The organism is Myxococcaceae bacterium JPH2 (genome assembly GCA_016458225.1).
Taxonomy (GTDB): Bacteria; Myxococcota; Myxococcia; order Myxococcales; family Myxococcaceae; genus Citreicoccus.
The window spans coordinates 898,771-924,559 of the sequence record JAEMGR010000001.1 but is presented as its reverse complement, the minus strand read 5'-3'; the positions used below and the strand labels follow the sequence as shown (position 1 = coordinate 924,559).

At 68.6% G+C, this 25,789-nt stretch carries 27 protein-coding genes; 14 read left to right on the top strand and 13 right to left on the bottom strand.

Annotation, left to right across the window (positions count from 1 at the left end):
* Positions 1-133: 133 nt before the first annotated feature.
* Together JGU66_03870 and JGU66_03865 are read right to left on the bottom strand one after the other, a co-directional pair.
* On the bottom strand, positions 134-1,012 hold the full coding sequence (locus JGU66_03870) for a lytic transglycosylase domain-containing protein (protein ID MBJ6759886.1): 879 nt from the start codon (positions 1,010-1,012) through the stop codon (positions 134-136).
* Positions 1,013-1,022: 10 nt separating this feature from the next.
* Positions 1,023-1,715 carry a TetR/AcrR family transcriptional regulator gene (locus JGU66_03865; protein MBJ6759885.1) on the bottom strand — a complete coding sequence of 231 codons (693 nt, stop codon included), beginning with the start codon at positions 1,713-1,715 and terminating at the stop codon, positions 1,023-1,025.
* Positions 1,716-1,813: 98 nt separating this feature from the next.
* Between JGU66_03865 and JGU66_03860 the strand changes: the two genes are divergently transcribed.
* A complete protein-coding gene (locus tag JGU66_03860) occupies positions 1,814-2,299 on the top strand; it encodes a hypothetical protein (GenBank protein MBJ6759884.1) in 486 nt (161 codons plus the stop codon).
* A 50-nt stretch (positions 2,300-2,349) separates the two neighbouring features.
* Here the strand turns inward: JGU66_03860 and JGU66_03855 are convergent, their stop codons facing one another.
* Positions 2,350-2,895 carry a hypothetical protein gene (locus tag JGU66_03855; protein MBJ6759883.1) on the bottom strand — a complete coding sequence of 182 codons (546 nt, stop codon included), beginning with the start codon at positions 2,893-2,895 and terminating at the stop codon, positions 2,350-2,352.
* 17 nt (positions 2,896-2,912) lie between these two features.
* On the bottom strand, positions 2,913-3,542 hold the full coding sequence (locus JGU66_03850) for a hypothetical protein (protein MBJ6759882.1): 630 nt from the start codon (positions 3,540-3,542) through the stop codon (positions 2,913-2,915).
* Positions 3,543-3,803: 261 nt separating this feature from the next.
* Here JGU66_03850 and JGU66_03845 point away from each other — a divergent pair, with 261 nt between their 5' ends.
* The 3 genes from JGU66_03845 to JGU66_03835 all read left to right on the top strand — a co-directional run bounded on the left by JGU66_03845 (position 3,804) and on the right by JGU66_03835 (position 6,572).
* The gene (locus JGU66_03845) at positions 3,804-4,499 is read left to right on the top strand and encodes a carboxypeptidase regulatory-like domain-containing protein (protein MBJ6759881.1); all 696 of its coding nucleotides are present in this window, start codon (positions 3,804-3,806) and stop codon (positions 4,497-4,499) included.
* Between the two features lie 10 nt (positions 4,500-4,509).
* Complete coding sequence (locus tag JGU66_03840; GenBank protein MBJ6759880.1) at positions 4,510-5,103, top strand: hypothetical protein; 594 nt, start codon at positions 4,510-4,512, stop codon at positions 5,101-5,103.
* Positions 5,104-5,168: 65 nt separating this feature from the next.
* On the top strand, positions 5,169-6,572 hold the full coding sequence (locus JGU66_03835) for an FAD-binding oxidoreductase (GenBank protein ID MBJ6759879.1): 1,404 nt from the start codon (positions 5,169-5,171) through the stop codon (positions 6,570-6,572).
* An 18-nt stretch (positions 6,573-6,590) separates the two neighbouring features.
* Here JGU66_03835 and serA read toward each other — a convergent pair whose 3' ends face one another.
* The 4 genes from serA to glsA all read right to left on the bottom strand — a co-directional run bounded on the left by serA (position 6,591) and on the right by glsA (position 12,156).
* Positions 6,591-7,838 (bottom strand): phosphoglycerate dehydrogenase, encoded by a 1,248-nt coding sequence (serA, locus tag JGU66_03830; GenBank protein ID MBJ6759878.1) that lies wholly within the window; start codon positions 7,836-7,838, stop codon positions 6,591-6,593.
* 157 nt (positions 7,839-7,995) lie between these two features.
* Entirely contained in the window at positions 7,996-8,370 is a 375-nt protein-coding gene (locus JGU66_03825; GenBank protein ID MBJ6759877.1) for an STAS/SEC14 domain-containing protein, read from the bottom strand.
* A gap of 679 nt (positions 8,371-9,049) precedes the next feature.
* Positions 9,050-10,987, bottom strand: a complete 1,938-nt coding sequence (locus JGU66_03820; GenBank protein MBJ6759876.1) for a S9 family peptidase — start codon at positions 10,985-10,987, stop codon at positions 9,050-9,052.
* A gap of 98 nt (positions 10,988-11,085) precedes the next feature.
* The gene (glsA, locus tag JGU66_03815) at positions 11,086-12,156 is read right to left on the bottom strand and encodes a glutaminase A (protein ID MBJ6759875.1); all 1,071 of its coding nucleotides are present in this window, start codon (positions 12,154-12,156) and stop codon (positions 11,086-11,088) included.
* A gap of 371 nt (positions 12,157-12,527) precedes the next feature.
* Between glsA and JGU66_03810 the strand changes: the two genes are divergently transcribed.
* The 3 genes from JGU66_03810 to JGU66_03800 all read left to right on the top strand — a co-directional run bounded on the left by JGU66_03810 (position 12,528) and on the right by JGU66_03800 (position 14,869).
* A complete protein-coding gene (locus tag JGU66_03810; protein MBJ6759874.1) occupies positions 12,528-13,508 on the top strand; it encodes a fumarylacetoacetate hydrolase family protein in 981 nt (326 codons plus the stop codon).
* The gene (maiA, locus tag JGU66_03805) at positions 13,505-14,161 is read left to right on the top strand and encodes a maleylacetoacetate isomerase (protein MBJ6759873.1); all 657 of its coding nucleotides are present in this window, start codon (positions 13,505-13,507) and stop codon (positions 14,159-14,161) included. The genes JGU66_03810 and maiA overlap by 4 nt, the downstream gene beginning before the upstream one ends.
* 129 nt (positions 14,162-14,290) lie before the next feature.
* Complete coding sequence (locus JGU66_03800; protein MBJ6759872.1) at positions 14,291-14,869, top strand: SRPBCC family protein; 579 nt, start codon at positions 14,291-14,293, stop codon at positions 14,867-14,869.
* A gap of 21 nt (positions 14,870-14,890) precedes the next feature.
* Here the strand turns inward: JGU66_03800 and JGU66_03795 are convergent, their stop codons facing one another.
* Complete coding sequence (locus JGU66_03795; protein MBJ6759871.1) at positions 14,891-15,241, bottom strand: DUF2019 domain-containing protein; 351 nt, start codon at positions 15,239-15,241, stop codon at positions 14,891-14,893.
* Positions 15,241-16,593, bottom strand: coding sequence for a hypothetical protein (locus tag JGU66_03790; GenBank protein MBJ6759870.1), 1,353 nt, complete (start codon positions 16,591-16,593; stop codon positions 15,241-15,243). The genes JGU66_03795 and JGU66_03790 overlap by 1 nt, the downstream gene beginning before the upstream one ends.
* 572 nt (positions 16,594-17,165) lie before the next feature.
* On the opposite strand from JGU66_03790, the gene JGU66_03785 reads away from it, so the two are divergent.
* Positions 17,166-17,390, top strand: coding sequence for a hypothetical protein (locus JGU66_03785; protein MBJ6759869.1), 225 nt, complete (start codon positions 17,166-17,168; stop codon positions 17,388-17,390).
* A 54-nt stretch (positions 17,391-17,444) separates the two neighbouring features.
* Here the strand turns inward: JGU66_03785 and JGU66_03780 are convergent, their stop codons facing one another.
* Positions 17,445-18,125 (bottom strand): TetR/AcrR family transcriptional regulator, encoded by a 681-nt coding sequence (locus tag JGU66_03780; protein MBJ6759868.1) that lies wholly within the window; start codon positions 18,123-18,125, stop codon positions 17,445-17,447.
* A 30-nt stretch (positions 18,126-18,155) separates the two neighbouring features.
* On the opposite strand from JGU66_03780, the gene JGU66_03775 reads away from it, so the two are divergent.
* The 4 genes from JGU66_03775 to chrA all read left to right on the top strand — a co-directional run bounded on the left by JGU66_03775 (position 18,156) and on the right by chrA (position 22,099).
* The gene (locus JGU66_03775) at positions 18,156-19,454 is read left to right on the top strand and encodes an FAD-dependent monooxygenase (GenBank protein ID MBJ6759867.1); all 1,299 of its coding nucleotides are present in this window, start codon (positions 18,156-18,158) and stop codon (positions 19,452-19,454) included.
* 476 nt (positions 19,455-19,930) lie between these two features.
* Entirely contained in the window at positions 19,931-20,344 is a 414-nt protein-coding gene (locus tag JGU66_03770) for a hypothetical protein (protein ID MBJ6759866.1), read from the top strand.
* A complete protein-coding gene (locus JGU66_03765; GenBank protein MBJ6759865.1) occupies positions 20,341-20,904 on the top strand; it encodes a hypothetical protein in 564 nt (187 codons plus the stop codon). Before JGU66_03770 ends, JGU66_03765 begins: the two co-directional genes overlap by 4 nt.
* A 10-nt stretch (positions 20,905-20,914) precedes the next feature.
* On the top strand, positions 20,915-22,099 hold the full coding sequence (chrA, locus tag JGU66_03760) for a chromate efflux transporter (GenBank protein MBJ6759864.1): 1,185 nt from the start codon (positions 20,915-20,917) through the stop codon (positions 22,097-22,099).
* 28 nt (positions 22,100-22,127) lie between these two features.
* Here chrA and JGU66_03755 read toward each other — a convergent pair whose 3' ends face one another.
* Positions 22,128-22,934 (bottom strand): hypothetical protein, encoded by an 807-nt coding sequence (locus tag JGU66_03755; protein MBJ6759863.1) that lies wholly within the window; start codon positions 22,932-22,934, stop codon positions 22,128-22,130.
* An 11-nt stretch (positions 22,935-22,945) separates the two neighbouring features.
* Positions 22,946-24,022 (bottom strand): aminomethyltransferase family protein, encoded by a 1,077-nt coding sequence (locus JGU66_03750; GenBank protein MBJ6759862.1) that lies wholly within the window; start codon positions 24,020-24,022, stop codon positions 22,946-22,948.
* A gap of 38 nt (positions 24,023-24,060) precedes the next feature.
* On the opposite strand from JGU66_03750, the gene JGU66_03745 reads away from it, so the two are divergent.
* Both JGU66_03745 and JGU66_03740 read left to right on the top strand, forming a co-directional pair.
* Positions 24,061-24,387 carry a cupin domain-containing protein gene (locus tag JGU66_03745; protein MBJ6759861.1) on the top strand — a complete coding sequence of 109 codons (327 nt, stop codon included), beginning with the start codon at positions 24,061-24,063 and terminating at the stop codon, positions 24,385-24,387.
* Entirely contained in the window at positions 24,384-25,781 is a 1,398-nt protein-coding gene (locus JGU66_03740) for a thioredoxin domain-containing protein (protein ID MBJ6759860.1), read from the top strand. The genes JGU66_03745 and JGU66_03740 overlap by 4 nt, the downstream gene beginning before the upstream one ends.
* Positions 25,782-25,789 lie beyond the last annotated feature (8 nt).

The window sequence follows — 25,789 nt, the reverse complement described above, 5'->3', positions numbered from 1 at the left end:
CTCGACCCAAAGCGAGTGAAGCGGGCTACTCGTTGTGAAGGGCCTTCCGTACGCTGTGCCTTACTGGTGCTGCTGCACGCCGCAGGGCCCCTGCTTCAAGGGCTGCCTGCCTCAAGTCTGGCTCAGTGCGAGGTCACGCGCCGCGCGTCGCGTGTGTCGAAGCTTTCTTCGGAGCTGTTTCTCGTCGAACGCCCCGAACAGATGGCTTCGCAGGGAGACGCTCCCGTGCGGTGGGCTTGCGCTGTGGGCGCTCCGCCACCTTCTGGGCGCGCGCCGTCGGAGTCTTGGACGTCGGCCGTGTCACGGGGCGCTCCGCCACGGGCTGCGGACGCGGGGTGGGCTCGGGCTTCGTTCTGGCTACCGGGCTCGGTGTGTCTCGCTTGTCCGCGACACGCAGGGGTGGCCTCACCGTGGGCGCGGGGGGCGGACGCAGGCGCGCGTAGGCGGTCATCACCTTCGCCACGTAGAACTCGGTCTCGCCGTTGTGGGGCACGTGTCCGTTCACCGCGCCCGGCCCCGCGTTGTAGGCCGCGACCGCCAGCCGCACGTCATCGAAGCGGCGCAGCTGCTCCGCCAGGTAACGCGCGCTGCCCTCGATGGCCGGTCCCGGGTCGAAGGGGTCGTCCACTCTCAGCTGGCGAGCCGTGTCCGGCATGAGCTGCCCCGGCCCCATCGCCCCCGCCGCCGAGATGCGATGCGTGTGCGTCTCGGACTCCACCTGCACTAACGCCTGGAGCAGCCCCGTCGGAATGCCATGCCGTCGCTCGGCGGCCACGACGAGCGGCTCCAGCGGTGGGTGATTGTCCAGCACGCATGACGGCCGATGCTGCACGTACGCCCCGAGCGCGCGCGCCTTCGTCGCCAGGAAGTCGAAGGACAGGAGCGGCACCTGCGTGTCGCCCAGCCAGGCCACCAGCAGGTTGAGCACCACCACGGGGCCCAGCACGCACGGCACCAGCCACCACGCCCACCCTGGAATCTGGAACCCGCCCCGGGCTCGCTTGTGTCCCACGCTCCCACCCTTACGGGCGCTTGGGCTCTCCGTCCAACTTCCGGCGCGCGGGCCCTCCCGGCCGCCTGAGCCCGTCCAACACCAGCGTGGTGAGCGCGTCCGGAATCTCCAGCGGATTGCCCAGCCCCGCGTCCTCCTCGCTCAGCACCGCCAGGAGCAGCCGCTCCACCGCGCCCACCACCGCCAGCGCGCTCACGGCCGGACGGATGGGCCGCAGGAGCCCGTGCGTGTGCGCCTTCTGCGTGATGTCCACCGCGTGGTGCGCCACCTGCCTCGCCAGCGACACCACCTTCTGCCGCGCCCCCACCGCCGGCCCTCGGCACTCCTGGAGGTACAGCCGCACCACGCCCGGGTACTGCAAGAGCGCGCCCGCGATGACCGCCGCCATCGCCCGGTACGCCTCGAACATGGACTCCACGTCCCGAGCCGCCACCAGCGCGCGCCCGCACGCCTCCAGGCCTTCCAGCAGGGCCTCGCGCACCGGCGCCAGCAGCGCGTCCACCATCGCGGCCTTGTCCTCGAAGTAGCGGTAGAACGTCCCCTTGGCCACCCCCGCCGCCTGGGTGATGTCGTCGATGGTGACCGCGTCCAGGCCCCGCTCCAGGAACAGCCGCAGCGCGGCGTCCTCCAGCACACGGGTCCGCTCCCTCCGGTTGACGTCTCGGGGCCCGCCGTGTGGGCCCGGCCGCTTCAGGGTCGCCATGGGTTTGCACTCCAGCGCGTCACGGGATACAAAAAGAGTGACCAAATAGTCATTGTTTGTGGCTGGGCCGTCGGCCGGGCGGCCCGCCGGAGAAGGCCATGATTGGCATCCCGCTGGGCTGGGCGTACTCCAATTTCGGGGAATGGGTGCTGCACAAGCACGTGCTCCACGGGTTGGGGCGCCGCAAGGGCAGCATCTGGAGCTTCCACTGGAACGAGCACCACCAGAAGTCGCGCCGCCACGACATGGTGGATGACCAGTACCTGCGCTCGCTGTGGACGTGGTCCGCGCAGACCAAGGAGCTGCTCGCCCTGGCCGTGCTGGCCCTGGCCCACGCGCCCCTCTTCCCCGTGGCGCCCTTCTTCGTGGGCACGGTCTGGGCCTGCGCCGCGAACTACTACCGCGTGCACCGCCGCGCGCACCTGGACCCCGCGTGGGCGCGCTCGCACCTGCCCTGGCACTACGATCACCACATGGGCCGCGACCAGAACGCGAACTGGTGCGTGACGCACCCGTTCTTCGACCACGTGATGGGGACGCGGCGCGAGTTCCTCGGCGTGCAGCCGGCGGCGGTCGCGTCCTGAGCTCGCGGCCCCGGCGCCTCGAGGAACCGAGGCGCCGGGCGCACGAACGGTCAGAACAGCAGGTTGAAGTAGTTGGCCCGCGCCTTCACGGCGGCGCAGACCTTCATGCTGGCGGTCCACTGCGAGGACGGCAGCGAGCCCTTCGCGTCGAAGACGAACTCGAGGTCGCTCTGCTTGGCCAAATCCAGCACGTCCACCGCGCCGCCGCCGGTGAGGCGGAGCTGGCGCACGGGCCCGGTGCCGGAGCGGCGGTACTCACCCACGAGGATGACGTCCTCGGAGCCGGGCTTGCGCACGGACACGGTGGCGCGCTCGACGCCGCTCAGGTCCGTGTTGGCGTTGACCTCGAACGTCTTGAGGCGCAGCTCGGACGTCACCTCGACGTCCTCGGGCAGCGGCTCCGCGAAGTCTCCCAGTGGCAGGGAGAGCGACTGCTGGACGCTCGCGGTGCCCGAGGGCGCGGCGGGGAACGAGACGTCCGCTTGGGTCTTGCAGATCTCCTCGGCTTCGACCTCGAGGGTGAACAGCGAGTCGCAGCCCGTGACGAGCAGCGGCGCGGCGCAGAGCAGGAGCGCCCGATAGGAAGGAATGCGCATGGCGGGAGGCTCCTGGCTCAGAAGAAGTAGAAGATGAAGCCGAGCTTCACCGAGGGGATGGTGGCGCGCACGTGGAGCGGTCCGGCCGTGACGCTGTCGTCGTTCGTCGCGTCCTGGAGCAGCGGCGTGGGGTCCTTCACGTTGAGCGCCACGTAGCTCAAGCCCAGGTGCAGGAAGAAGTTGAAGCGGTTGCTGGCGCCCACCTCCAGGCCCAGGCTGCCGCCCACGTAGTCATAGGCGACGTCTCGGATGCCCGCCGTGGCCGGCCCGGGCGTGCGGCCCAGCCAGTCGATGACGTCGTTGTAGTCCGAGCCGAAGTAGTGCCCCGCCTCCGCGTTGATGGACGGTGAGATGAAGGTCTGCAGGGGCAGCACGCTCACACCGCCGCGCAGGCCGAAGCTGAGCGAGTTCGTCGTGGGGCCTGCCTGCAAGCGCAGCCACGGCATCGGCCGCACCACCGCCGAGACGCCCACCCCGTGAGGCGCTCCCGCGTCCACCAGCAAACCCAGCTTGTACTTCCCGCCCTCGCCCTCCTGGGCCTGGGCCTGGGCGCCCAGGCCAAGTGTCAACACGCCCAACAGCACCGCCACCTGCCGCGCGAGTCGAAGAGGACTGCGTCGTCGTTCTGGAGGTATGCCCATCATCATCATGGATGTCGTTCCACTGGTTTCCGGCCCAGGGGGCATCATTCGCGGAAGGCCCGGTGAAAGAGAAGCGACGCCCTCGGGTTTCCCAGGTGGGTGTTCGGTCTCCCACCTGGGCATGTGGAAACCCGCACAACTGTTTTAACAAGAACTCCATGATAATCCTGGAGGGCCATGGGCGTGGGCGGGAGGGGGTGCGAAGGTGCGTTGCTGGTGAAGGAGTGACTTGGGCGGCACGGGACGGCCCGGGATTCGAGGGACTGGATGATCGACGAGGTCGATCAACGCTTGAAGGCGTGGGTGGGACGGATCGCCTCGGATGCACCGGTGCATCTGGGCGTGCCCGATCGCGAGACCTTGGAGCGCGGCGTCTGCCTGTACCTGCTGGAGCTGGCGCCCGCGCCGGCGGCTCGCACGGGCCGGCGTGCGCCGCTGCAGTTCTCGGTCTGCTACCTGGTGACCGCGGGCGCGGCCTCGCCCGAAGCCGCGCACCGGCTCTTGGGTGACCTGGTGTTCGCGGCCATGCAGGAGTCGGAGTTCGAGGTGGACCTGGCGCCCGTGGCCGCGGCGGTCTGGGCCGGGTTGCGCGTTCCTCCGCGCCCGGGGTTCCGCCTGCGCGTCCCGGTGCGCAAGGAGCGCCAGGCGCCGGTGCCTCGCCGCGTGGGCTTCCCCGTGGGCGTGGCGTCGGAGTCGGACGAGACGTTCCAGGGCTGCGTGGTGGGGCCCGGGGACGAGCCCATTCCCGGCGCCTTGGTGGAGCTGCCCACGCTGCGCTTGAGCACGCGGACGGACGCGCGGGGCTGCTTCCGCTTTCCTCAAGTGCCTCCCGCCGCGGCGCTCGGGCGGCTGGAGGTGCGGGCTCGGGGAGAGCTGCTCGCGGTGGGCGAAGAGGTGCTGGCCACGGGCACGCAGCCCTTGCTCATCCGCGTCCCGATGAAGGAGGACGGCCCCGGGTGCTAAGACTTTCCGGATGCGAGGACGAACCCTGCTCCGGATGAAGTCGTTGTCGCTGTGGGCCCTGCTGCTCGTGTCAGGCTTGCTGCCGGGAGGCTCGGCCCACGCCGAGCCCGAGCCAGCGCTGCTCTGGACGGTGGAGTATCAGACGTCCCTCGTCCGTGAGTCCTCCTCGGGCGTGAGTGAGGACCACGTCACGCTCGTCGTCGCGTCCGACCCCGACTACAGCTCCATCAAGGACGTGTCGGTGAAGAACCACAACTTCCACTCGCCGGAGGCCGTCCGACTGGACGACGATCCGGCGCGGACCGCGGCCATCGCCGCGCTCCTCCCCCAGCTTCCCGAGGGGCCGCTGCGCTACTCCCGAGGCAAGGCCTCCGCGCGCACCTGGCCCTGCCTGCCCAAGGTCCGGGTGAACACCCCAGGGTATCGCCTCCAGGAGCACATCACCGTGACGGCGGGGACGCGGACCGTGGAGGTGGAGTTCGTCTGGGACGACCAGGCGCCCGCGCCCCCCAAGCCCGTGGCCCGGCTGCGGAAGCTGCTGGAGACCACCGCGGTCCGCGCAAGCTCGTGGTGCCAGACGCAGCGGTCGAGCGGCGCCAGGTAGTCAGGTCCCCTGGCTCCGTCACCCTCGGGCTTGTCATGGCGCGATGCGTGAAATACGCCTGCGCCATGTCCACCGCCGCGCTCCCCGCTGACTTCCTCCGCGCCCTCGCCGAGGGCTTCCCCTCGGACTTCCTCTCTCGGGAGCCGAGCGAGCTTCAGGAGTACGGCCGCGACTGGACGCGCGTGTACACGCCCGCGCCCAGCGCCGTGGCCCTGCCGCGCACGACGGACGAGGTGTCGCGCCTGCTGGCGCTCTGCCACCAGCACCACGTGGCGGTGGTGCCCTCCGGTGGGCGCACGGGGCTCGCGGGCGGCGCGGTGGCGGCGCGGGGCGAGCTGGTGCTGTCGCTGCGGCGGATGAACCGCATGGACGCGGTGGACTCGCTCGGCAACACGGTGCGCGTGCAGGCGGGCGCGGTGACGGAGTCGGTGCACCAGCACTGCGCGCCGCACGGGTTGACGTGGCCGGTGGACTTCGCGTCCAAGGGCTCGAGCACCGTGGGCGGCAACATCGCCACCAACGCGGGCGGCGTGAAGGTCATCCGCTACGGCCTCACCCGGCAGTGGGTGCTGGGGCTCCAGGTGGTGACAGCGACGGGGCAGGTGCTGGAGCTCAACGGCGCGCTGGAGAAGAACAACACCGGCACGGACCTGCGCCAGCTCTTCATCGGCAGCGAGGGCACGCTGGGCGTCATCACCGAGGCCACGCTCAAGCTGACGCGCCTGCCCGGCAAGCAGGACGTGTTCCTCTTCGCCGTACCGGACGTGGCCGCCGTGCTGCGGCTGTTCCGCGACGCGCGGCAGGCCCCGCTGCTCATCTCCGCCTACGAGTTCTTCACCGACAAGTGCCTCGCCCGCGTGCAGCGGCACCGCAAGCTGCGCTCCCCCTTCGAGGCGCCCAGCGGCTGCTACGTGCTGCTGGAGGCCGAGAGCGCGGACGCGGGCGCCGTGGAGGCGTGGCTCGCGTCCCTCTTCGAGCGGGGGCTGGTGACGGACGGCACCCAGGCGCAGGGCATGGCCCAGGCCGCCGAGCTGTGGGCGCTGCGCGAGTCCATCAGCGAGAGCCTGTCCGCCACGGGCGTGCTGCACAAGAACGACATCTCGCTGCCGGTGGCCGCGCTGGAGGCCTTCTGCGCCGAGCTGGACAGCGTCTTCCGTGCCCGCTACCCGGGCTGGGAAATCTGCCTCTTCGGCCACATTGGCGACGGCAACCTGCACGTCAACATCATGAAGCCGGACACGCTGGAAAAGGACGCGTTCTTCGCCCACGTGAAGCAGGCGGACCACGCGATGTTCGAGCTGGTGCGCAAGCACGGCGGCAGCATCTCCGCCGAGCACGGCATTGGCCTCTTGAAGAAGGACTACCTGGCGTATTCGAGGGCCCCGGCCGAGCTGGAGCTCTTGCGCGCCCTCAAGCGCGTCCTGGATCCCCAGGGCATCCTCAACCCTGGGAAGATTTTGGACGCGTGAGCCACGAGCGCGCGGACGTCAGGACACGATGCGCGTCTTGATGTCCGTGCTCAGGCTGGCGATGGCCTCGCACACCTGCTGGGACACGTCCTGGTCCAGGTCCATCACCAGGTAGCCGATGTTGGAGTCCGTGCTCAGCACCTGCGCGTGGATGTTGGCGTTGAGGTCCGAGACGATGCGGTTGATGTCACGCAGCACGCCCGGCGTGTTGCGGTGCACGTTGAGGATGCGGTGCGTGCCGGGGATGAGCGGGTTCTCCACGTTGGGGAAGTTCACCGCGCCCGTGGTGGCGCCCGACTTGAAGAACTTGAGCAGGGACGTGGCCACTTCCTTGCCGATGGACGCCTGCGCCTCCTCGGTGGAGCCGCCGATGTGCGGCGTGAGCACCACGTTGGACAGGCCCTGCAGCTCGGTGACGAAGCCGTCCGAGTTGCCCTCGGGCTCCTCGGGATAGACGTCCACCGCGGCCCCGCTCAGGTGCTTGGAGCGCAGCGCCTGCGCCAGCGCGCCGATGTCCACCACCGTGCCGCGGCTGGCGTTGATGAGGCACGCGCCCGGCTTCATCTGCGCGAACTGCTCCGCGCCCATCATCATGTGCGTGGACGGCGTGGCCGGCACGTGCAGGGTGACGAAGTCAGACTGACCCAACAGCTCCGCCAGCGTGGCCACCGGGCGCGAGTTGCCCAGGGGCAGCCGGGTCATCACGTCGTAGTACAGCACGCGCATGCCCAGCGACTCGGCCAGCACGCCGAGCTGCGAGCCGATGTGGCCATAGCCGATGATGCCCAGCGTCTTGCCGCGCACCTCGTGGCTGCCCGTGGCCACCTTGCGCCACTGGCCCAGGTGCACCTCGCGGCTGCGGTCGAAGAGCTGGCGCGTCAGCACCACCACCTCCGCCAACACCATCTCCGCCACGCTGCGCGTATTGCTGAACGGGGCGTTGAACACCGGGACGCCGTGCTGATTGGCCGACGGCAGGTCCACCTGGTTCGTGCCGATGCAGAACGCGCCAATCGCGAGCAGGTCCTTGGCCTTGGCCAGCACGCTCGGCGGAATGGTCGTCTTGCTGCGGATGCCCAAGAGGTGCACGCCCTGCAGCCGCTCCGCCAGCTCCTCCGGCTTGAGCGCCGCGGACAGCCGCTCCACCGACAGGCCCTCCGCGGACAACATCTCCTGCGCCGACACGTGGATGTTCTCCAGCAGCAGGACGCGGAAGGGACCCTTCTTGCTGATGGGACGCTGCGGCGACGAACCGGAAGTGCTCATGGCGCTGTGCGTTAGATGGCGGCCCCCGGGCTGTCAAGCCTCGCTTGGAAGGGGCGGGTGAGGAGCTTGGCCGGACGACCGAGAGGTTATCCGGCTGGACAGGAGACGTGCTCGCCCGGGGACAGTGGGCGGCGCTGTCTCCCTGGGGAAAGGGGGCTCAGTCCGCGTCGGGGTTCTGGAGCCACTCGAGGGCTTCCGCGCGGGTCTGGAACGTGCGGGCGGGGATGTTGAGCATGGCCCGCTTCGTCATGCGCCACGCCTGCAGGCCGCTGGACGGGTCGGTCACCACGCGCGCCGAGCGCTGCATGCCGTGGAGCTGGGCATAGGCGTTCAGGTTCGCCATCACGCCCACCACGTTGGAGGGCATCACCCGAAGCTGCGACTGGTCCACCAGCGCGGACCAGTCCCCGCCGATGCTCGCGATGACCCCCTTGAGCTGCTTCTCGTACTCGGCCAGGTCCTCCGCGGTGACCTCCGCGGGATAAATGACCTCGAGGATGCGCGGCGGGTGGACGTGGATCTGAAATGGCATTCGGTTACGGCTCCAGAGAGGGCGGGCATAGTACCCGCTGGGACCGTCATCGGATACCGGCGTGTGTCTTTCCCGCGTGCCTGGCCGGTGTCCGTGTTGTCCTGGAGGGCGGGGAATGTCAGACCCACCCGCGACCCTCGTCGCTGCCGTTCGATCGGGCCCCGCGCGCCGTGTCGTGCGCGGGCGGTCGAGCCGGCAAGGGGGTTTCATGAGAACCAGGCTGTACGTCCTCGGCGCGATGCTGGGTGCGGCGCCAGGACTCCTGCCGGTGGTGTCGTTCATGTCGGTACCACCGTCGGGGGAGTCGAGGCAGGAAGCGCGGGGGGCCTCTCGCAAGGGCAAGGGGCGCTCCCAGGGAAGTGGACAAGCGGGCAACCACGCGGAGGTCGTTCCACCTCCGCGCCGAAGTGAAGCCCGCGGCAGTGAAGCTCCGAGGACTGAAGCCTCGGAGGGCGCGGCGAGCGACAGCCGCACGCGTCAGACGGGTGAGGCGGAGGCTCCGCGTCACCCCTGCGAACTCATCACCGTCCTTCAGGTGCCGTGTGATCCATCCCGAGCGGTGTGCGAGTACACCTATTGGGAGTGCCCGGAGGCGGTGAATCCGCTCCGGGTCTGAGTCGTGCGCGGGTGGAGCGGTGGGCGGCGGAGGCGTCGCCCACCGCTTCTCCCAGGTCGCGCGTCAGTTGGTGACGGAGGCGCTGGCGGGCTGCTTGAGGTACTGATCCAAGAAGCCCAGCGTGCGCGAGTAGGCCTCCAGCTCGTTCTTCTTCTTGCTGAACCCGTGGCCCTCGTCGGGGAAGACGACGTACTCGACGGGCACGTTGTTCTTGCGCACCGCCTGCACCATCTCGTCGGACTCCACGCGCAGCACCCGCGGGTCGTTGGCGCCCTGGATGACGAGCAGCGGCTTGCGGATCTGCTCCGCGTGGAAGAGGGGCGAGATGTCGCGCAGCATCTGCTCCTGCGTCGTCGGGTCGCCCATCTCCTGGTAGAGCGCCTGGCGCCGGGACTCCCAATACGGGGGCATGTTCTTCAGCGTGCGCAGCCAGTTGGCCACGCCGAAGATGTCCACGCCCACGTTGAAGGCCTCCGGTTGGAAGGCGAGCGCGGCCAGCGTCATGTAGCCGCCGTAGCTGCCGCCGATGATGCCCACGCGCGTGGCGTCCACGTACGGCAGGCTGGCCAGGTACTTGCGCGCCTCCACGCAGTCGCGCAGCGGCTCGCGGCCGTGCTTCTGGTCGTCCGAGCGGAAGAAGCTCTTGCCGTAGCCGGAGCTGCCCCGGTTGTTGATGCCGAGCACCACGTACCCGTGGTTGGCCAGGTACTGCATGAACGCCGCGTAGCCCTTGCGCGTCTGTCCTCCGGGGCCGCCGTGCACCCACACGAGCGCGGGGACCTTGTTGTCCGGCGAGGCCTGGTGCGGCTTGTAGAGGATGTTGGGGATCTCCAGCCCGTCGGACGACTTGAAGCGCACGCGCTGGGCCTCCACCAGGTCCTCGGCGTCCACCGCGGGCGACAGGGTGTTCGTCAGGCGCGTGGCCTTCTTCGTGGCCAGCGCGTAGGCGTAGAGGTTGGTGGGCGAGCGGTCGCCGTTGTGCAGGAGCGAGAGCCGCTGCTCATCGCGCGAGAACTGGACCGCGACGACGTCTCCCTCGGGGAGCGTGGGCAGGGGCAGGTCGGTGCCCTTCTTCACGTCGTGCAGGCGCACCGTGGCGCGGCCGTCCTCGTTGATGACGGTGATGCGATAGGCGCCGCTGCGCGAGAACGTGGACGAGACGATGTCCCAGTCCGTCTTCTCCACCTCCTCCAGCGTCCCGGTGGCGTCCGCGTAGCGTACCACGCGGGTGAACTCCGAGTTGACGTTGGTCAGCAGGTACAGCGCGCCAGAGACGGGGTCGAAGTCGGCGACGGAGAATTGGGCGTCGCCCTGGTGGGGCGTCAGGTGCTTGAGCGCGCGGGTCGCCACGTCGTAGCGCCACAGGTCGTTGTCGGATGTGGTGCGGGGCTTTTGCAGCGCCACGGACTTCTCGTCCGGCGCCACGCCCGCGACGTCGTAGCCCCCGTCGTTCTGGAAGAGCAGCGTGCGCGCGTAGGTCTTCGCGTCGTAGCGGTACAGGTCCATGAAGCGCGCGTCGCGCTCGTTGGTGAGGACGTAGAAGGCGGAGTCATCGCGGCTCCAGCCCACGAACGACGCGCGCAGCTTTGTGCCCGGCGTGAGGTCTTTCTCCTTGCCGTCCGGAGTGCGCACGTAGAGGTGGAGCTGCTCGTTGCCGCCCTGATCCCTCCGGAACAGCAGGCGCTCGTCGCGCGGAAACGCGCTCACGAGGAACGTGCTGTCGGTGGTGGAGTGGGTGAGCTGCGTGGGCGTCCCTCCGCCCACGGGGACGCGGAAGACGTTGAAGATGCCCGTCTGATTGGATGAGTAGAGGAGGTGCTTCTGGTCGGCGGTGAAGTCCATGCCCACCAGCCCGGTCGTCCCCATGAACTGTTCAATGGTGTACTGCTTGGACGGACGCGTGGGCGGTGGGGGAGCGGTGGGCACGGGAAGCGCGACGGCCGCGAGCGGCAGGAGGGTCACCAGGGCGAGCGCTCGGCACGAGGCATTCCAGACGGTCATGCGGACTCCGGGCGATGGGGTATCGGGCGGCGGGGACCGCCCGCCCGACACTGTGACCCAAACCCCATCCCCGGGGGAACCGCGCGAGCCCGTGCCGCTCAGGGGCGGGCCGCGGGCTGTCCGGTGCCGGGCGCATGGTCGTTGAAGACGTCGCCACCGATGGAGTCCACGATGGACTGCACGGCCTTCTGGCCGCGCACGCTGTTGCCCGCCTCATCCAGCGGAGGCGAGAACGTCGCGATGGCGAAGCGCCCCGGCACCACGGCGACGATGCCGCCGCCCACGCCGCTCTTGGCGGGCAGGCCCACGTCGAAGGACCACTTGCCCGAGTTCTCGTAGAGGCCCGTGGTGAGCATCATCGACAGCACCTTCTCCGCGTTCTTCTCGTCAATCACGCGCTTGCCCGTGAGGGGATTCACGCCGCCGTTGGCCAGCGTGGCGCCCATCACGGCGAGGTCCTTGGCGGTGATGGCCACCGAGCACTGGCGCGTGTAGATGTCCAAGGCCTCCATGGGGTCGCCCGGGATGACGTCATAGGACTTCAAGAGCCACGCGATGGCGCGGTTGCGCGTGTTGGTGTCCGACTCGGAGCGATAGACCTCTTGGTTCACGGAGAGGTTGCGCCCGGCGAACAGGTTGTAGGTGCCGAGGATGCGCGCCCAGCGCTCGTCGGCGTTGCCCGCTGGCACCATGCTCACCGAGGCGATGGCGCCCGCGTTCACCAGCGGGTTGCCCGCGGGCGGACGCTTGGCCTCCTTGTTCTCCTCGATGACGGTGATGGAGTTGAACGGCGCGCCCGTGGCGTTGGCGCCAATCTTCGTCTCCACCGTCTCCGCGCCCACGTCCTGGAGCAGGCGCGCCAGGGTGAATGGCTTGGAGACGGACTCGATGGCGAAGGGCTGCTGGCTGTCCCCCACCTCGAAGACGCGCCCATCCACCGTGACGAGCACGATGCCGAAGTAGTCCGGGTTCACCTGCGCGAGGAACGGGATGTAGTCTGCGTTCTTGCCGTCCTTCACGTAGCGGAACTGATCATGCGCGTGCTGGATGGCGCTCTTGGCCTGCTCGTCGGTGATGTCCGCGCGCTGCTTGGCGGCCTCCTGCTTCGAGGACGAGGTCGACGCGTCGGCTTGGGGTGCGAGCGCCAGCGCGCCCGTGGGCAGGCCCATGAGCCACAGCACGCCACCGAGCACCGCTCCCTGCTTCCACCGCTGGCTCATCGTCCTCGACATGGCTCCTCCGGTCGCCGCGCATGCGGCGGGTGCCTGGGCGCGAAATGGCCGCCGCCTTCATGCTGGGAATGCTCGTCACCGTCCGGCAACGGACGCGGTCCGCGACGACCGGGTGGGTGTGCCTGGTCGCCCCGTCCCCGCGGACGAGGCGAGGCGCGGACGGCCCGCGTGGCTGCTTGTAGGTGTGGGCGCGTGGACTCGGTGCGCCATGCCCATGCGAACGCTTGACTCCCCCCGCCCCCCGGCGGAAAAGCCGGGGCGCACGCGGCGGCCGCCGCTATTTCTCCTGGCCGCCAGGGAGCCCGGCATTGAAGCTCGCGACGCTCAAGGACGGTACCCGGGACGGACGGCTCATCGTCGTCAAGCGGGACAACTCAGCCTATGCGCTGGCCACCAACGTGGCCCTCACCCTGCAAGCCGCGCTGGATGATTGGGATGCGAAGGAGCCGCTGCTGCGCGCGCTGTCGCAGCAGCTCGAGGCGGGCACGGTGCAGAGCCGCCCGCTGGACGAGAAGGCCCTGCACGCCCCGTTGCCCCGCGCGTACGAGTGGGTGGATGGCAGCGCGTACCTCAACCACGTCATCCTGGTGCGCAAGGCGCGCAACGCCGAGCCGCCCGCCACGCTGAAGACGGATCCGCTCGTCTATCAAGGCGGCTCGGGAGACTTCCTCGCGCCCACCGCGGACCTGCCGCTGGCGGACGAGGCGTGGGGCATGGACTTCGAGAGCGAGGTCGCCGTCATCCTGGGCGACACGCCGCAGGGCACCAAGGCCCAGGACGGGGCAAAGCACGTCAAGCTGGTGATGATCGCCAATGACGTGTCGTTGCGAAACCTCATCCCGGAGGAGCTGCTCAAGGGCTTTGGCTTCTTCCAGAGCAAGCCGGCCACGGCGTTCGGTCCGTTCGCGGTGACGCCGGACGAGCTGGGCGCGGCCTGGCACGACGGGCGCGTGCACCTGCGCATGCGCAGCACGCTCAACGGCCAGCTGGTGGGAGACCCCGAGGCGGGGCCGGAGATGCACTTCTCCTTCTTCGACCTCATCCAGCACATCACCAAGACGCGCGCCTACACGGCGGGCACCATCCTGGGCAGCGGCACGGTGTCCAACGCGGACCGGGCGCGCGGCATCTCGTGCCTCGCCGAGCGGCGGATGATCGAGACCATCGAGGAGGGCAAGCCGAAGACGCCCTTCATGAAGCCCGGCGACACCATCGAGATCGAGATGCGGGATGGTGAGGGGCACAGCGTGTTCGGGCGCATCGCGCAGAAGGTGGTGAAGGTCCCATGAAGGGGTTGCGGCTCTACAGCTACTGGCGCTCCTCGGCGTCCTGGCGTGCGCGGGCGGGCCTGAACCTCAAGGGCCTGTCCTACGAGTACATCCCCGTGCACCTGATGGAGGACGGGGGCAAGCAGAACACGGCCGAGTACCGCGCGCTCAATCCCATGCGCACGGTGCCCACGCTGGAGTGGACGGAGGGCGGCGAGACGCGGCGGCTGTCCCAGTCGCTCCCCATTCTTGAGTACTTGGACGCGCGCATTCCGCAGCCTTCGTTGTTCCCCGAGGATCTGCTGTTGAAGGCCCGGGTGCGGATGCTCGCGGAGATGGTGAACTCGGGCATCCAGCCGTTGCAGAACCTGTCGGTCCTCCAGAAGCTGAAGAACGAGCTGAAGGTGGACGAGCGGGCCTGGGCGGCGCACTGGATTGGCCGGGGCCTGGAGGCGCTGGAGGCCACGGTGAAGCCGCTGGCGGGTCGCTTCTGTGTGGGGGATGCGGTGTCGCTGGCGGACATCTGCCTGGTGCCGCAGCTCTACAACGCGCGGCGCTTCGCGGTGGACGTGGCGGCGTTCCCCACGCTGCTGCGCATCGAGGCCGCGTGTGAGGCGCTCCCCGCCTTCCAGGCGGCGCATCCGGACCGTCAGCCCGACGCGCAGCCGGTGTAGTCCAAGGGGCGATGGCCCCGTGGCACGGCCCGCAGGCCGGAAAAATGCGGGCCGTGTCGATCCACCGAATCCTCATTCGTTGTCGGGATGGAAGCCTGCTTCGGCTCTCCCCACGAAAGAGAGATTCCCATGGCCACGTACATCCTCCTTGCGCTCGCGGTGCTCGTCGTCGGCTTCATCGCGTTTGTCGCCACGCGTCCGGCGGCGTTCCGCATCGAGCGCACGGCGCATCTCCCGGTGCCCGCGTCCGTCGTCTTCACGTTGCTCAATGATTTCCACCAGTGGGGTCGGTGGTCGCCCTACGAGAAGTTGGATCCGAACGCGGAGCGGCGCATCGATGGATCGCCGACGGGTGTGGGGGCGCGGTACGCGTGGAAGGGAAACAACCAGATGGGCGAGGGGCGGCTGACCATCCAGGAGAGCCAGCCCGACGAGCGGGTGCGGGTGGAGATGGTGTTCTTGAAGCCGTTTTCGGCCACGAGCTACGCGGTGTTTCTCCTGGTGCCGGACGGGAAGGGAACGAAGGTGACCTGGCGCATGGAGGGAGAGAACGGCTTCGTGGGCAAGGCGTTCTCGGTGCTTCTGGACGTGGACAGCATGCAGGGGAAGAACTTCGAGGAAGGACTCGCGCGCCTCGGGGCTGCCGGACTCGAGGACATGGCCAAGCACGCCGTGGCTTCCGCCGAGTCACGCGCGAGTGCGCACTGAGCTGTGATTGGAGCCCGGCGGTCATGCCGGATCGAGCGCCCAGGTTCCTTCTTCCCATCGCTTCAAGGTTTGCTGGGCCCCAAATGGGACCAGGCCCTGGCCCTTGGCTGCTTCCTCCAGAACGGCCTTGGCTTCGGCCGTGCGGTAGCGGAGCAGATGGGCGGCCGCCATCACGCGCACGTCCATTCGCTCATGCTTGAGCAATACGGAGAGCGCTTCACGCCCGGCGTCTCCGTGGGCGAGGAGCTTGTCGACTGCGGCGCCGTACTTCCTGGCGTGCTTGTTCCCAGTCTTGGCGTCGCCCCGGAAGATGGCCTCGTTCTGGGCGACGACGTTCTGGGCGAACTGCTCGACAAGCTCATCCAAGTTCATCACCAGAGCCCCTTTCCGACGTTCTCAATGGCCAACAGCCCGAAGTCACGTTGGGCTGCGAAGGACTGTGTGCCCAACCATTGCCGCACGGTCAATGTCGAGCCGGTGATATCGCGTCGCACCGACGAATAGAGGGCGCTGACGTCGGTGTGCAGTTTCTTGTCCAGTGGGATGATGTTTTCGGTGTTGTGGAGGGACTGAGGGCCGAAGCGGTTCACGTTGCCCGGGGTCTGCTCGACGATGTGGTGCCACTCCTTGTTCGGGCCCGCAGGCCCCATGGCCTTCTTGAACCCGCTGAATGAGTTCCAGGCCCTGGTGCCTGTGGAACCGGACTTGGCAGGTGTTCCGTTGCTCGTGACTCCGGCCGCCATGGCCACCGCGCTGGGCGCGAGGGAGATGGTGACAACCTCGGCGCTTACGGCCACCGTTCCCACGGATGCGACCGCCGCGAGCCTGATTCCCATTTGCGTTTCGGCCTGCACCGCTGCCTGTGCGGCGCTGGGGAGCATTGGCACCTTCGACCCCAGCCCCGCCGCAGTGTCCCCGATGGCAGCCGTGGCCAACATGGCGAACGCTCGCGCAGCGTTGCGACCCATGACCTTGCCGTAGCGCTCTCCAGCCTCGCGGAGTTCGTCAAACGTGGTGGCCCGCTCCGTCTCTTCCACCAGTCGCTTGAAGCCCACGATGAGGCTCCAGAACGTATCGATCCCTACGTAGGCAATGAGCGAGGCGGTCATCACGGCGGCCACGCCCTTCGAGGTGGGCTCGGGCAGCGCGAGCAAGACCATGTAGGTGGTGCACGTCCACAGAACCGCCGACAGCATGGCCTGGGGGTCGGCCATATCTTTGAAGGCAGCCATCAGCTCGCCGATTACGACGCCCTCGGCCTGGGCCATGGCCAGGGCGTAACGGCCATCCCCGGTGACGGTGGGACTCTCCACGAGGAGTCGCAGGCAATCGCCGGGCTTGTGAGTGCGCTCGCACCAGCGCAGGTATGCCCGTGTCAACTCGACTTCAGTCGTGGGCTGTTGCCCCTCTGGCTGTTCGCCTGGGCTCTGCGGGATGACACGGTGGCTGCGTATCTCGTACAGGTACGAACCGCTGCGAGAATCCATCTCGAACAACCGACGCGCCGCTTCCTGGGGACGCGTGGACGGCCGCACGCTTCGGGCCAGCGCTTCGACGACCTCGGCGAAGTCGCCTGCGTCCAGTTCCACCAGCGCGGCATCGCCAGTGCGCGGAGTGACGATGCCGGGGTCGCCCTGTCCCGTGTGCAGGCGCACGGACTTCGTGGTGCCGCTGCATCCGGCCAGCATCACGAGCATCAGGGCCGCCGCCCATCGCGGTAGCATGCGGAGCCTTTCTGTCATTGACCCCATTCGCCGGGGTATCCATGGTGTAACTGCCTGTCATGAATGATGGCGCTGACAGACGCTCCGGACTGGAGTCCCGCTAGCGTCCCCGTCGCTCGCAGCGAGGCGGGTTACCCGAGGTTGCTCGGAGTCCGGGCGCGGCGCTGCTGGCACGGTTGCTTCAAATGCTGTCTCCTCGTGTGCAGGTGACGGTGCTCGCAGACGGGGCATTGGGAGACGTCACCCTGGACGAACTGCTCGACAGGTTCGGGTTCGTCATCCACCTTCGCGGTATCGTCCATGTGAACATTGAAGACGACGAGGCGAGAGAGGCTAAGAAGTGGGTGCCCGACGGGCCGCCCCAAGCTGCTGCGAGGCGCGCGCGTCACCTCCGCTCTGCTTCGTATGGGCGCCCTCCTTGGTGTGCATCAGGGGAGTAAAAGAGGAGGGCGTTCAAAATGAGTCGGCTTGAGTCGTTGGGAACGGTGTTGTGCGAAGTTGGAGACCGCCCTCGAGGGTATGCGCTCTACATGCGTGGCGGACCGCCATGGACGGTAGAGAGTGAGTGCCTGATGTTGGAGCGCGATCTGTATTCTGACGGCCTGCCTCAGCTCGCGTCGGAGAAGGGTCTGATGATGATTCTGTCCACAGCACAGATTCGACAGGTCGTCGTGAATGCACGCCGCCAAAAACCTGATGTTCAGCCTGGTGAGTTGGTTGCTGCGTTGGCGCACTACTACGTGAATGATTCTTTTGTGGTGCTGGGAAACAACGACGTGGGGACCAGACGCGACTGAACGCCCCTGGCATCGTCAATTCGAAAGGGTGAGCCTGCTGAGTGCCCAGGGCTGTCAGAGCGGCAGGGACAGGCGGATGAGGGCTTCGAGTCCTCGGCGGAGGCGCTTGGGGTCGGGGGTTGGCTTCCCGTGGCGGAAGGTCTCTTCGAGCCTTGGGAAGTTCCCTGTCTCCATTAGTTTCTTCGCGAGGGCTTCATCCGTTGGAGTCTGTGTTTCGGCTTCTCTGAGGGCGTGGCCGAAGACGTAGTCGTCCACCATTGCCAATAGCGTCAGCTTCTCCTTCGCGGAGAGCTTTGTTTCGGCCAGGGTCTCCAGACACTGCTCCGCGTGGCTGAGCGCGTTGGGGCCCGGTGGGGCTCCTCTCATCGCCACCAGCGCCCAGGGATGCCTCCGCAGCATCTCCGCTGTGCCGAGCGCGATGTCGAGGAGGGCTTGTGGGCCCTTCTTGCTCACGGTGGGGAGCAGCAGTTCGCCCATCAGCGCGTCGTCCATCAGGGCCAACAGCTCGGCTCGGGTCTTCACGTAGTAGTAGAGGCTCATCGTCGAGCCTCCGAGCCTCTGGGCGACGCTTCGCATGCTCACCGCGTCGAAGCCCTCGGTGTCCGCGATGGCAATGGCTGCTTCGGAAATCTTCGCTCGCGAGAGCTTGGGCTGCCGTGTGCTCGGCTCCTGGCGTGTCCAGATGGACTGGGTCGCCTCCGGCTTCTTCGCCCGCTTCTTCGGCCGTCCTTGCATTTCGTACATCGTACGATGAGGATGGTTCGTATGGTGTACGAACAAGAGGTGCTCGTCGTCGGCGCGGGGCCCACGGGGTTGACGCTTGCTGTGGATCTGGCTCGGCGGGGTGTGAGGGTGCGCATCGTCGATGCTGCGACGGAGCCTTCCCGTGGCTCTCGCGGGAAGGGGATTCAGCCGCGCACCCAGGAGATCTTCGACCTGCTGGGGGTGATGCCCGAGATTGCGCAGGTGGGCGGCCTCTATCAGCGCCTGCGCTTCCACTGGGGCCCGTTCAGCTTTCGCGGTGGCTCGCTCGGGACGCGTCACGCGCCCACGGAGGCGATGCCGTATCCCAACTTGCTGCAAGTGCCGCAGTTCAAGACGGAAGGAGTGCTCCGCGCCCGCCTCGCGTCGCTGGGCGTCTCGGTGGAGTTCGGCCGACGCTTCGAATCGTTCGTTCAGCGGGACGATGGAGTCGACGTGACGCTCTCGGACGGTGTTCGGGTCCGCTGTGCGTTTCTCGTGGGCTGCGATGGGGGACGGAGCGCGGTCCGCAAGGCGCTCGGGTTCGGTTTGGTTGGCTCGACCGTGGAGGACAAGACGCTGCTCGTCGGCGATGTGAATGTCGAGGGCCTGTCCCGCGCGGACTGGCATGTCTGGCCTTGGGCTCGGGGCGGCATGCTCGGGTTGTGCCCGATGCCGCACTCCGACTTCTTCCAGGTGACGTGCCCGAAGGTGGAGGACGTGGCGGGACTCATTGAGTCCGTCACGAAGTGCCGCGTCTCCGAGGTGCTCACGTCATCGAGCTACACCCCGCAGGCTCGCATGGTGCAACGCTACCGAGCGGGACGTGTGTTTCTCGCGGGTGATGCGGCGCACCTGCATCCGCCCACGGGAGGTCAGGGGCTCAACACGGGTGTTCAAGATGCCTGGAACCTCGGGTGGAAGCTCGCGTGGGCACTGCGCGGGGGACCTGACTCGATTCTCGACAGCTATCAGGCTGAGCGGCTTCCGGTTGCCGCCGCGGTCTTGAACCTGAGTCGCACGCTGTATGTGAATCGCTCGATGAAGCGGGGCGCGCTGACGAATCAGCTTGGGCTTCACTATCGGGAGAGCGCTCTCTCGTCGGGAGTTCCCATGGGCGAGCTTCACCCTGGCGACCGCATGCCGGATGGGCGATTGCCCAATGGCCAGCGCGTCTTCGATGTGCTCCGTCATCCCGGGGCGACGCTGCTGGCGCGCGGGGACTCCAAGGTGCTCGTTCGTCCCGATGGCTACATCGCGAGCATCGGACGCGATGACGTTGACCACTACGCGGGCATGCCGGTGCTTCGGGTCTCGGCTTGAGGTTGTCTGTGCCTGTCCTCACGGGGCCGCGTGAGAGTGCTCCGCGGTGGATCCGATGCGACCGAGCGGTGGATGCGATTCCATGACATGCGTGTCGCGACCTGGTCCTGATGGGTGGCTCGGGGCTGCTGGGCGTCTGCGGGACAGGGGTGGCACCTGACTTGCTATGGGCTTGGAGCGCGCGTTCGCTCGCGATGACTCCAGTGCGGTGCTCGGGGGCGGCCATGAGGCTCTCGGGGAAAGGTCCAGCCGAGGCAATGTCAGACACGAGGCCGTCGTTTCAGGTGACTCCGCAGCCCCTGCGTTCGTTCATCCCTCCTCGTGCGCGACTGTGGGCCGCGCGACTTGCGTTGGTCGTGGCCTGCGCGAGTGTGGCGGCTTCTTCCGCGCCTCCGTCGCCCGATGTCTTTTCACTCCCGCGCACCGGCGCTCCCGTGCAGCTCACGTCACAGGAGCCGAGCGTCACCCGAGTCCTCGTGGTGCAGGTCTCCGCGACGGAGGATGTCTTCGAGCGTGTCGAGGGCGCGCTTCAAGTCCGAGCCACCGCGCGCTGGACTCCCGCGAATCCGTCCAAGTCCGAGCGCCCCTGGCTGCGTGTGGTGTTGGAACCGCCGGGGCAATCTCCCGCGCTTCTGGGCTCATCGGTCACCCTCGGGGCCGCAGGCGAGTCAGTCGCGGTGAGCGAGCGCGCCTTCCTGTCGCTCTTGGCGCCCGACTGTCGACTGAAGAGTGGTGTGCCGTGTTCCTTTCCGATGACCTTGCGCCTTGAAGTCGAGCGCGGTGTCGCCGAGGGTACCGTCGACGTCGAATGGGACGCCCTCGCGAATGTGCATGTCAATGATCACGCCGCCCTGCCCGAAGGGCTCGCGGTGGGCGTGTTCGAGCCATGAGCCTCCCGTTGCTTCGCGATGCGTCGGCTCCCTCGCGCCCCTTTCCTGGCAGCATGTTGTTGCATCCCGGCATGTTGTTGGCCGTAGGCGTGCTCGTCCTCAACGACCATGTCTTCAAGGCCCGCTGGCCTTCCTGGTGGACTGGGAAGCTGTCGGATGCGGCGGGGCTCGTCATGTTCCCGCTGCTGCTGCAGGCGCTTTGGGAAGTGGCTCGCACTGGAATGATGGGAGACTTCCGTCCCTCTCGGCGTGTGCTCTGGGTTTGCATCCTGGTGGCGGGGCTGGGCTTCTCCGCGACCAAGGTGTCTCGGCTCGCGGCGGATGGTTGGCGTTGGGGTCTGGGGAGCTTGCAGTGGCCGGCTCGGGCCGTGGGCGCTTGGGGCTCGGGCCTTCCTTGGCCTTCGGTGCGGCCGGTTTCGCATGTGATGGATGTGACGGACCTGCTCACGCTGCCGGCGCTGTGGCTGGCCTGGCGGTTGGGACGAGGACGCTGTGAGGCGCTGTCGTCGATGGGCGCTGTCGTCCATCCGTTGCTGAAGGCGGTGGATGAACGCGGGTAGGGTGCGGCGGATGAGTCAACCGCGCGAACCTTCCTCCGAGCTTGAGTCGCCGCGTGCTCGGGGGCCCGCGCTGGCGGAGCTTGCCCTTCTGTACCTTCGCTTGGGGACGACGGCCTTCGGTGGCCCCGCCGCTCACATCGCGATGATGGAGGATGAGGTCGTGCGGCGCCGTCGCTGGCTGTCTCGCGAGGAGTTCGTGGACCTGCTCGGGGCCTGCAACCTCATCCCGGGCCCCAACTCCACCGAGCTGGCCATCCACATCGGGCACCGGCGCGCGGGGTGGCTTGGGCTCATCGTGGCGGGTGCCTGCTTCATCCTGCCGGCCGCGCTTATCGTCTCGGGCATCGCTTGGGCCTATGTGCGGTTCGGCAGCCTGCCTCGCGCGGACGCGCTGCTGTATGGCGTGAAGCCCGTCATCATCGCCGTGGTGCTCCAGGCCCTGTGGGGCTTGCTTCGCTCCACTGTGAAGACAGCCGGGCTCGCGGCCCTCGGCGTGGGCGCGGTGGCTGCCAGCGCGCTGGGCGTCGACGAGCTGCTGGTGTTGCTGCTCGCGGGACTTGTCGTGCTTGTGGTTCGCGCGGTGGCACGGCGGCGGCAGGGGACTCCGTCATCGCTGGCGGGTCTGGTGCCGCTGTGGCCCGTGGTGCCCTCGGGCGTGGCGGCCCTCGCGACGCCCTTCAGTCTTCAGGGCCTGTTCCTGTTCTTCCTCAAGGTGGGCTCGGTCCTTTACGGCAGTGGCTATGTGCTGCTGGCCTTCCTGCGCTCGGACCTGGTGGAGCGTTGGGGCTGGCTTACCCAGGCTCAGCTCTTGGACGCGGTGGCGGTGGGGCAGGTGACGCCTGGGCCCGTGTTCACCACCGCGACGTTCATCGGCTACGTGCTCGGTGGTGCGCCCGGCGCGGTGGTGGCCACGCTGGGCATCTTCCTGCCGGCCTTCTTCTTCGTCGCGGTGAGCGGTCCGCTGGTGCCTCGGCTGCGGCGTTCCTGGGCGGCGGGCGCGGTGCTGGATGGCGTCAACGTCGCGTCCCTCGCGCTGATGGCGCTGGTGACGTGGCAGCTCGGGCGCTCGGCGCTGGTGGATGGGTGGACGGTGGCGCTGTCGGTGGTGTCCGCCGTGTTGCTGCTTCGCTTCCGCATCAACTCCGCGTGGCTCGTGCTCGGCGGAGGCGTGGTGGGGATGCTCGTGGCGGGCTGAGCGCGGCGGTGCTGTTCGCTCAAGCGGCCTACGGCGCGCGTCTGCGGCGGACCGAGGCGATGGCGAGTCCCAAGGTCGCGAGCGGGACTCCGATGACGAGGGGCCACAGCCACGCGGGCGCGCCTGTGTACACGACCGCGCGCAGCTCTCGGCCCGGGTTGTTGCCATTCACGAAGTCCGCGAGCGGCATCTTCCACTCGACGGAGTCCTTCTGCGCGTTCACCGTGCCGTTCGTCTCGCCGATGCTCTCGCCGTGCACGCGCACTGTGACGTGGTGGTCCGCGAAGAGGGCCAGGGCCAGGCGGTGCCCCAACTCCTTCGCCGCCGCGTCCGCGAGGTCGGTGTCCACGCGCGCGCTCGACTGGTCCGGCTCGAAGCGCTGCACGAAGAGGGCCTCGCCGCTCGAAGGCTTCTCGATGCGCAGCCCCCACAAGCCTCCGAGCTGCGCTCGCTCCTCCGTCGTGGCGACATCCAGGGCCCGCTGCTGGAGCGTCGACAGCTTCGTGGCGTCCTTCACCGTCAGGTCGTAGATGACGTGGAGCAGCTCTCCCTCCTCGGCATAGGACAGCTCGAAGTGGGAGAGGTCCGGGTCGTTCTTCAGGCGGCCCTCGGCGGCCTGGGTGCGCCCCTTCACTCGCGCCACCGGGTCCTCTCCGCCGGCCTGCGCCAGCGGCAGGAGCGCTCGGGGCATGCTCAGGTCCACGCGGACTCGTGCGGAGCCGTCCGAGTGCAACCAGACGTCCTCCACCATGTCGAAGCAGCCGGTGAGCGACAGCATCGCCAGCGCAGCGAGCAGCCAGCGCGGGCGCGGAAGCGAGCACGAGGAGGTGGCCATGGAGGCCGAATCTACCCCGGCGGGAAGGGCAGGGTGGAGACGGTGGCCGTGGAGGGGCCCTCGGCGAGGGTCAGCTCCGTGCCGGGCTCCAGCGAGTCCCGGTGCACGTAGCCCAGCGCCACTCGCTGTCCTCGGGTGGGCGAGCGCACCACGGACGTCACCCAGCCCACCTTCTTGCCGCCCCGGCGCAGCTCGGTGCCGGGCGCCACGTCCGCCTCGCCGAGCAGGAGCCCCGCCAGCTTGCGGTTCATGTGTCCGCGGAAGGTGGCGCGGGCGATGACCTCCTGCCCGATGTAGCAACCCTTGTTGTACGAGATGGCGTGGGTGAGGTTGGCCTCCAGCGGGATGGTGGTGTCCACCATGTCCTGGCCATACCGAGGCACCCCGGCCTCCACCCGCAGCAGCTCCAGGGCCTCGAAGCCCAGCGGCCGGATGCCCTCGGCCGCGCCCGCCTCAGTCAGCGCCGCCCACACCGCCTCCAGCCCCGCGCGCGGGACGAGCACGTCCACGTCCGAGGCGCCCAGCGACGTGTTGCCCACCAGTCGGACCTCCTGGCCGCCCAGCGTGGCCGTCCGGGTGGTCTGGTGCGCCAGCGGCTCGAACGGGGCGCCCAGGGCGGCGGTCAGCACCGCGGGCGTCCGGGGACCGAGGAGCCGCAGCCACCCCAGCTCGCCCGTGGCGTCGTGCAGCTCGGCGTCCTCGGAGATGAGGTACTTCTCCAGGAACTCCCGGACCTTGGCGCCCAGGCCGGGCTCCGTGTCCAGGACGAGGTCGTCCTCCCGCTTGAGGATGCGGGCGTCCGCCACCATGGAACCCTTCACGGTGATGAGGGCGGCATAGGCGGCCGAGCCGACCGGGAGGCCCTTCACCTCCTGGGTGACCATGCCGTGCAGGAAGGAGGCGCGGTCCTCCCCGGTTATCCGGAGGATTTCGCGGTAGGACGCATCGTGGAGCCCCACGGCGTCGCGGGCCGCGCGATACTCGGCGCCCACGTCGTCCCCATACCCGGCCACTGCTTCGCGGCCGCCCACGGAAAAGAAGCGGGCCCCGGCCCGCTCGTGAACAAAATGCAGCGACAGCGGTTCCATGTCCGTCGCTATATAGAGGCGAAGGAGCGTTTGCCACGATGGATGTGAAGCACCTGTCGTCCTTCCAGGGGTTCTCCCTGGAGAAGCTCCAGAAACACGCTGTCTTCCAGTCCGGGCGCTTCCTCCTGGATGTCTACTGCCTGGCCGCCGGCCAGTCGCAGAAGCCCCACCGGCACGCCACCTCCGACAAGGTCTATGTCGTCCTGGAGGGCCGGTGCCGCTTTCGCGTGGGCACCGAGGAAGAGACCCATGGGCCCGGCGCCTCAGTCTTCGCACCCGCGGGCGCGGAGCACGGGGTCGCCAATGACGGCCCGGAACCCGCCCGCCTCCTCGTCCTGATGACCCCTCCTCCGGAGCACGTATGAGCCAGAAGGCCCCAGCCAAGGCCCCACCGACTCCCTCCGTCCCCACGCGCGGCGCGTCCCTGCTGCTGCTGCTCGGGGTCGCCGAGAGTGTCCTGTCCCTCTTCCAATGGACGCAGTTGCTGACCCTCCGCGAGGGCGGCAGCACCGTCTGCGGCATCTCCGAGCACGTCAACTGCGAGACGGTGTGGAACTCGCCGTTCGCCAGCCGCTTGCATGAGCTGTTCGGCATGCCGGTGGCGGGCCTCGGGCTCGTGTGGGGCCTGGTCGCCGTGGGCCTCGCGTCGCTGTACCTCGTGTGGGCCCGCTCGGGTCGGGACGTGCGCCCGGCCGCCGTGGGGTTGCGCCTGGTGGCCGCCGCGGGCGTGGTCTCCGTGGTGACGTTCGCCGCCGCGAGTGCCCAGGTGGGCGCGCTGTGCATCACGTGTCTGGGCACCTACGTGCTGGTGCTCGCCTTCGTCGCGGTGGCGTGGCGTGGACTGCCCGCGCCGGTGATGCCGCGCGCCGGGGAGTGGGCGCCCGCGCTGAAGTGGACGGTGGGCTTCGCGGTGGCGGCCTTCGTCGTCACCCTGCTGCCGGGCAGCGCCACCCCGAAGGCCTCGGCGCCCGGGGCCATCCTGCCGCCCACGACGGCGTCCTCGTCCGACAACGCGTCGAGCACGGCGGCCGCCACGCCGCTGACGCTGGACCTGCTCCTGGGAAGCCTCACGGTGGAGCAGCGCCAGGGCCTGTCGGACGCGCTCGCGCAGTACCGCGCCGCCACGCCGCAGCCGTCCTCCACGCCGCCGCGTCGCCTCTTCGGTCCCGCGGACGCGCCCGTGAAGATTGTCGAGTGGACGGACAGCAAGTGCCCTCACTGCAAGGCGCTGGTGGAGGAGCTGGCCGTGCTGAAGAAGCGCGTGCCGGCGGGCTCCGTGTCGGTGGAGGCGCGTCAGTTCCCGCTCGATGGCATGTGCAACCCGGCCATGCCGCGCCGAGGCCCGGACGCGCCCAGCGTGCGGTGCCAGGCCGCCAAGGCGCAGGTGTGCCTGGAGAGCGCGCCGGACTTCTGGGAGCTGCGCGAGAAGCTCTTCAACGCCCAGGCGATGCTGGACACGGACAATGTGGTGCAGATCGCCTCGTCGGGCTCCATGTCGCGCATGCAGCTGGACGCGTGCATGGCGAGCCCCGAGACGATGGGCAAGCTGCGCTCGGACGTGGAGGCCGCGATGAAGTTCAACCTGGAGGGCACGCCGCTCGTGGTGGTGAACGGCCGCGTGGTGCCGCCCGCTCCGGCGCTGCTCTACGCGCTCGTCCTCGCGGGCGGGGACGCCAACGCGCCCGCGTTCCAGGCGCTGCCGCCGCCGCGCGTGTTCATGTCCGGCGAGCCTTCCGGCCATGAGGGCCACGGCCACTAGGCGACTGA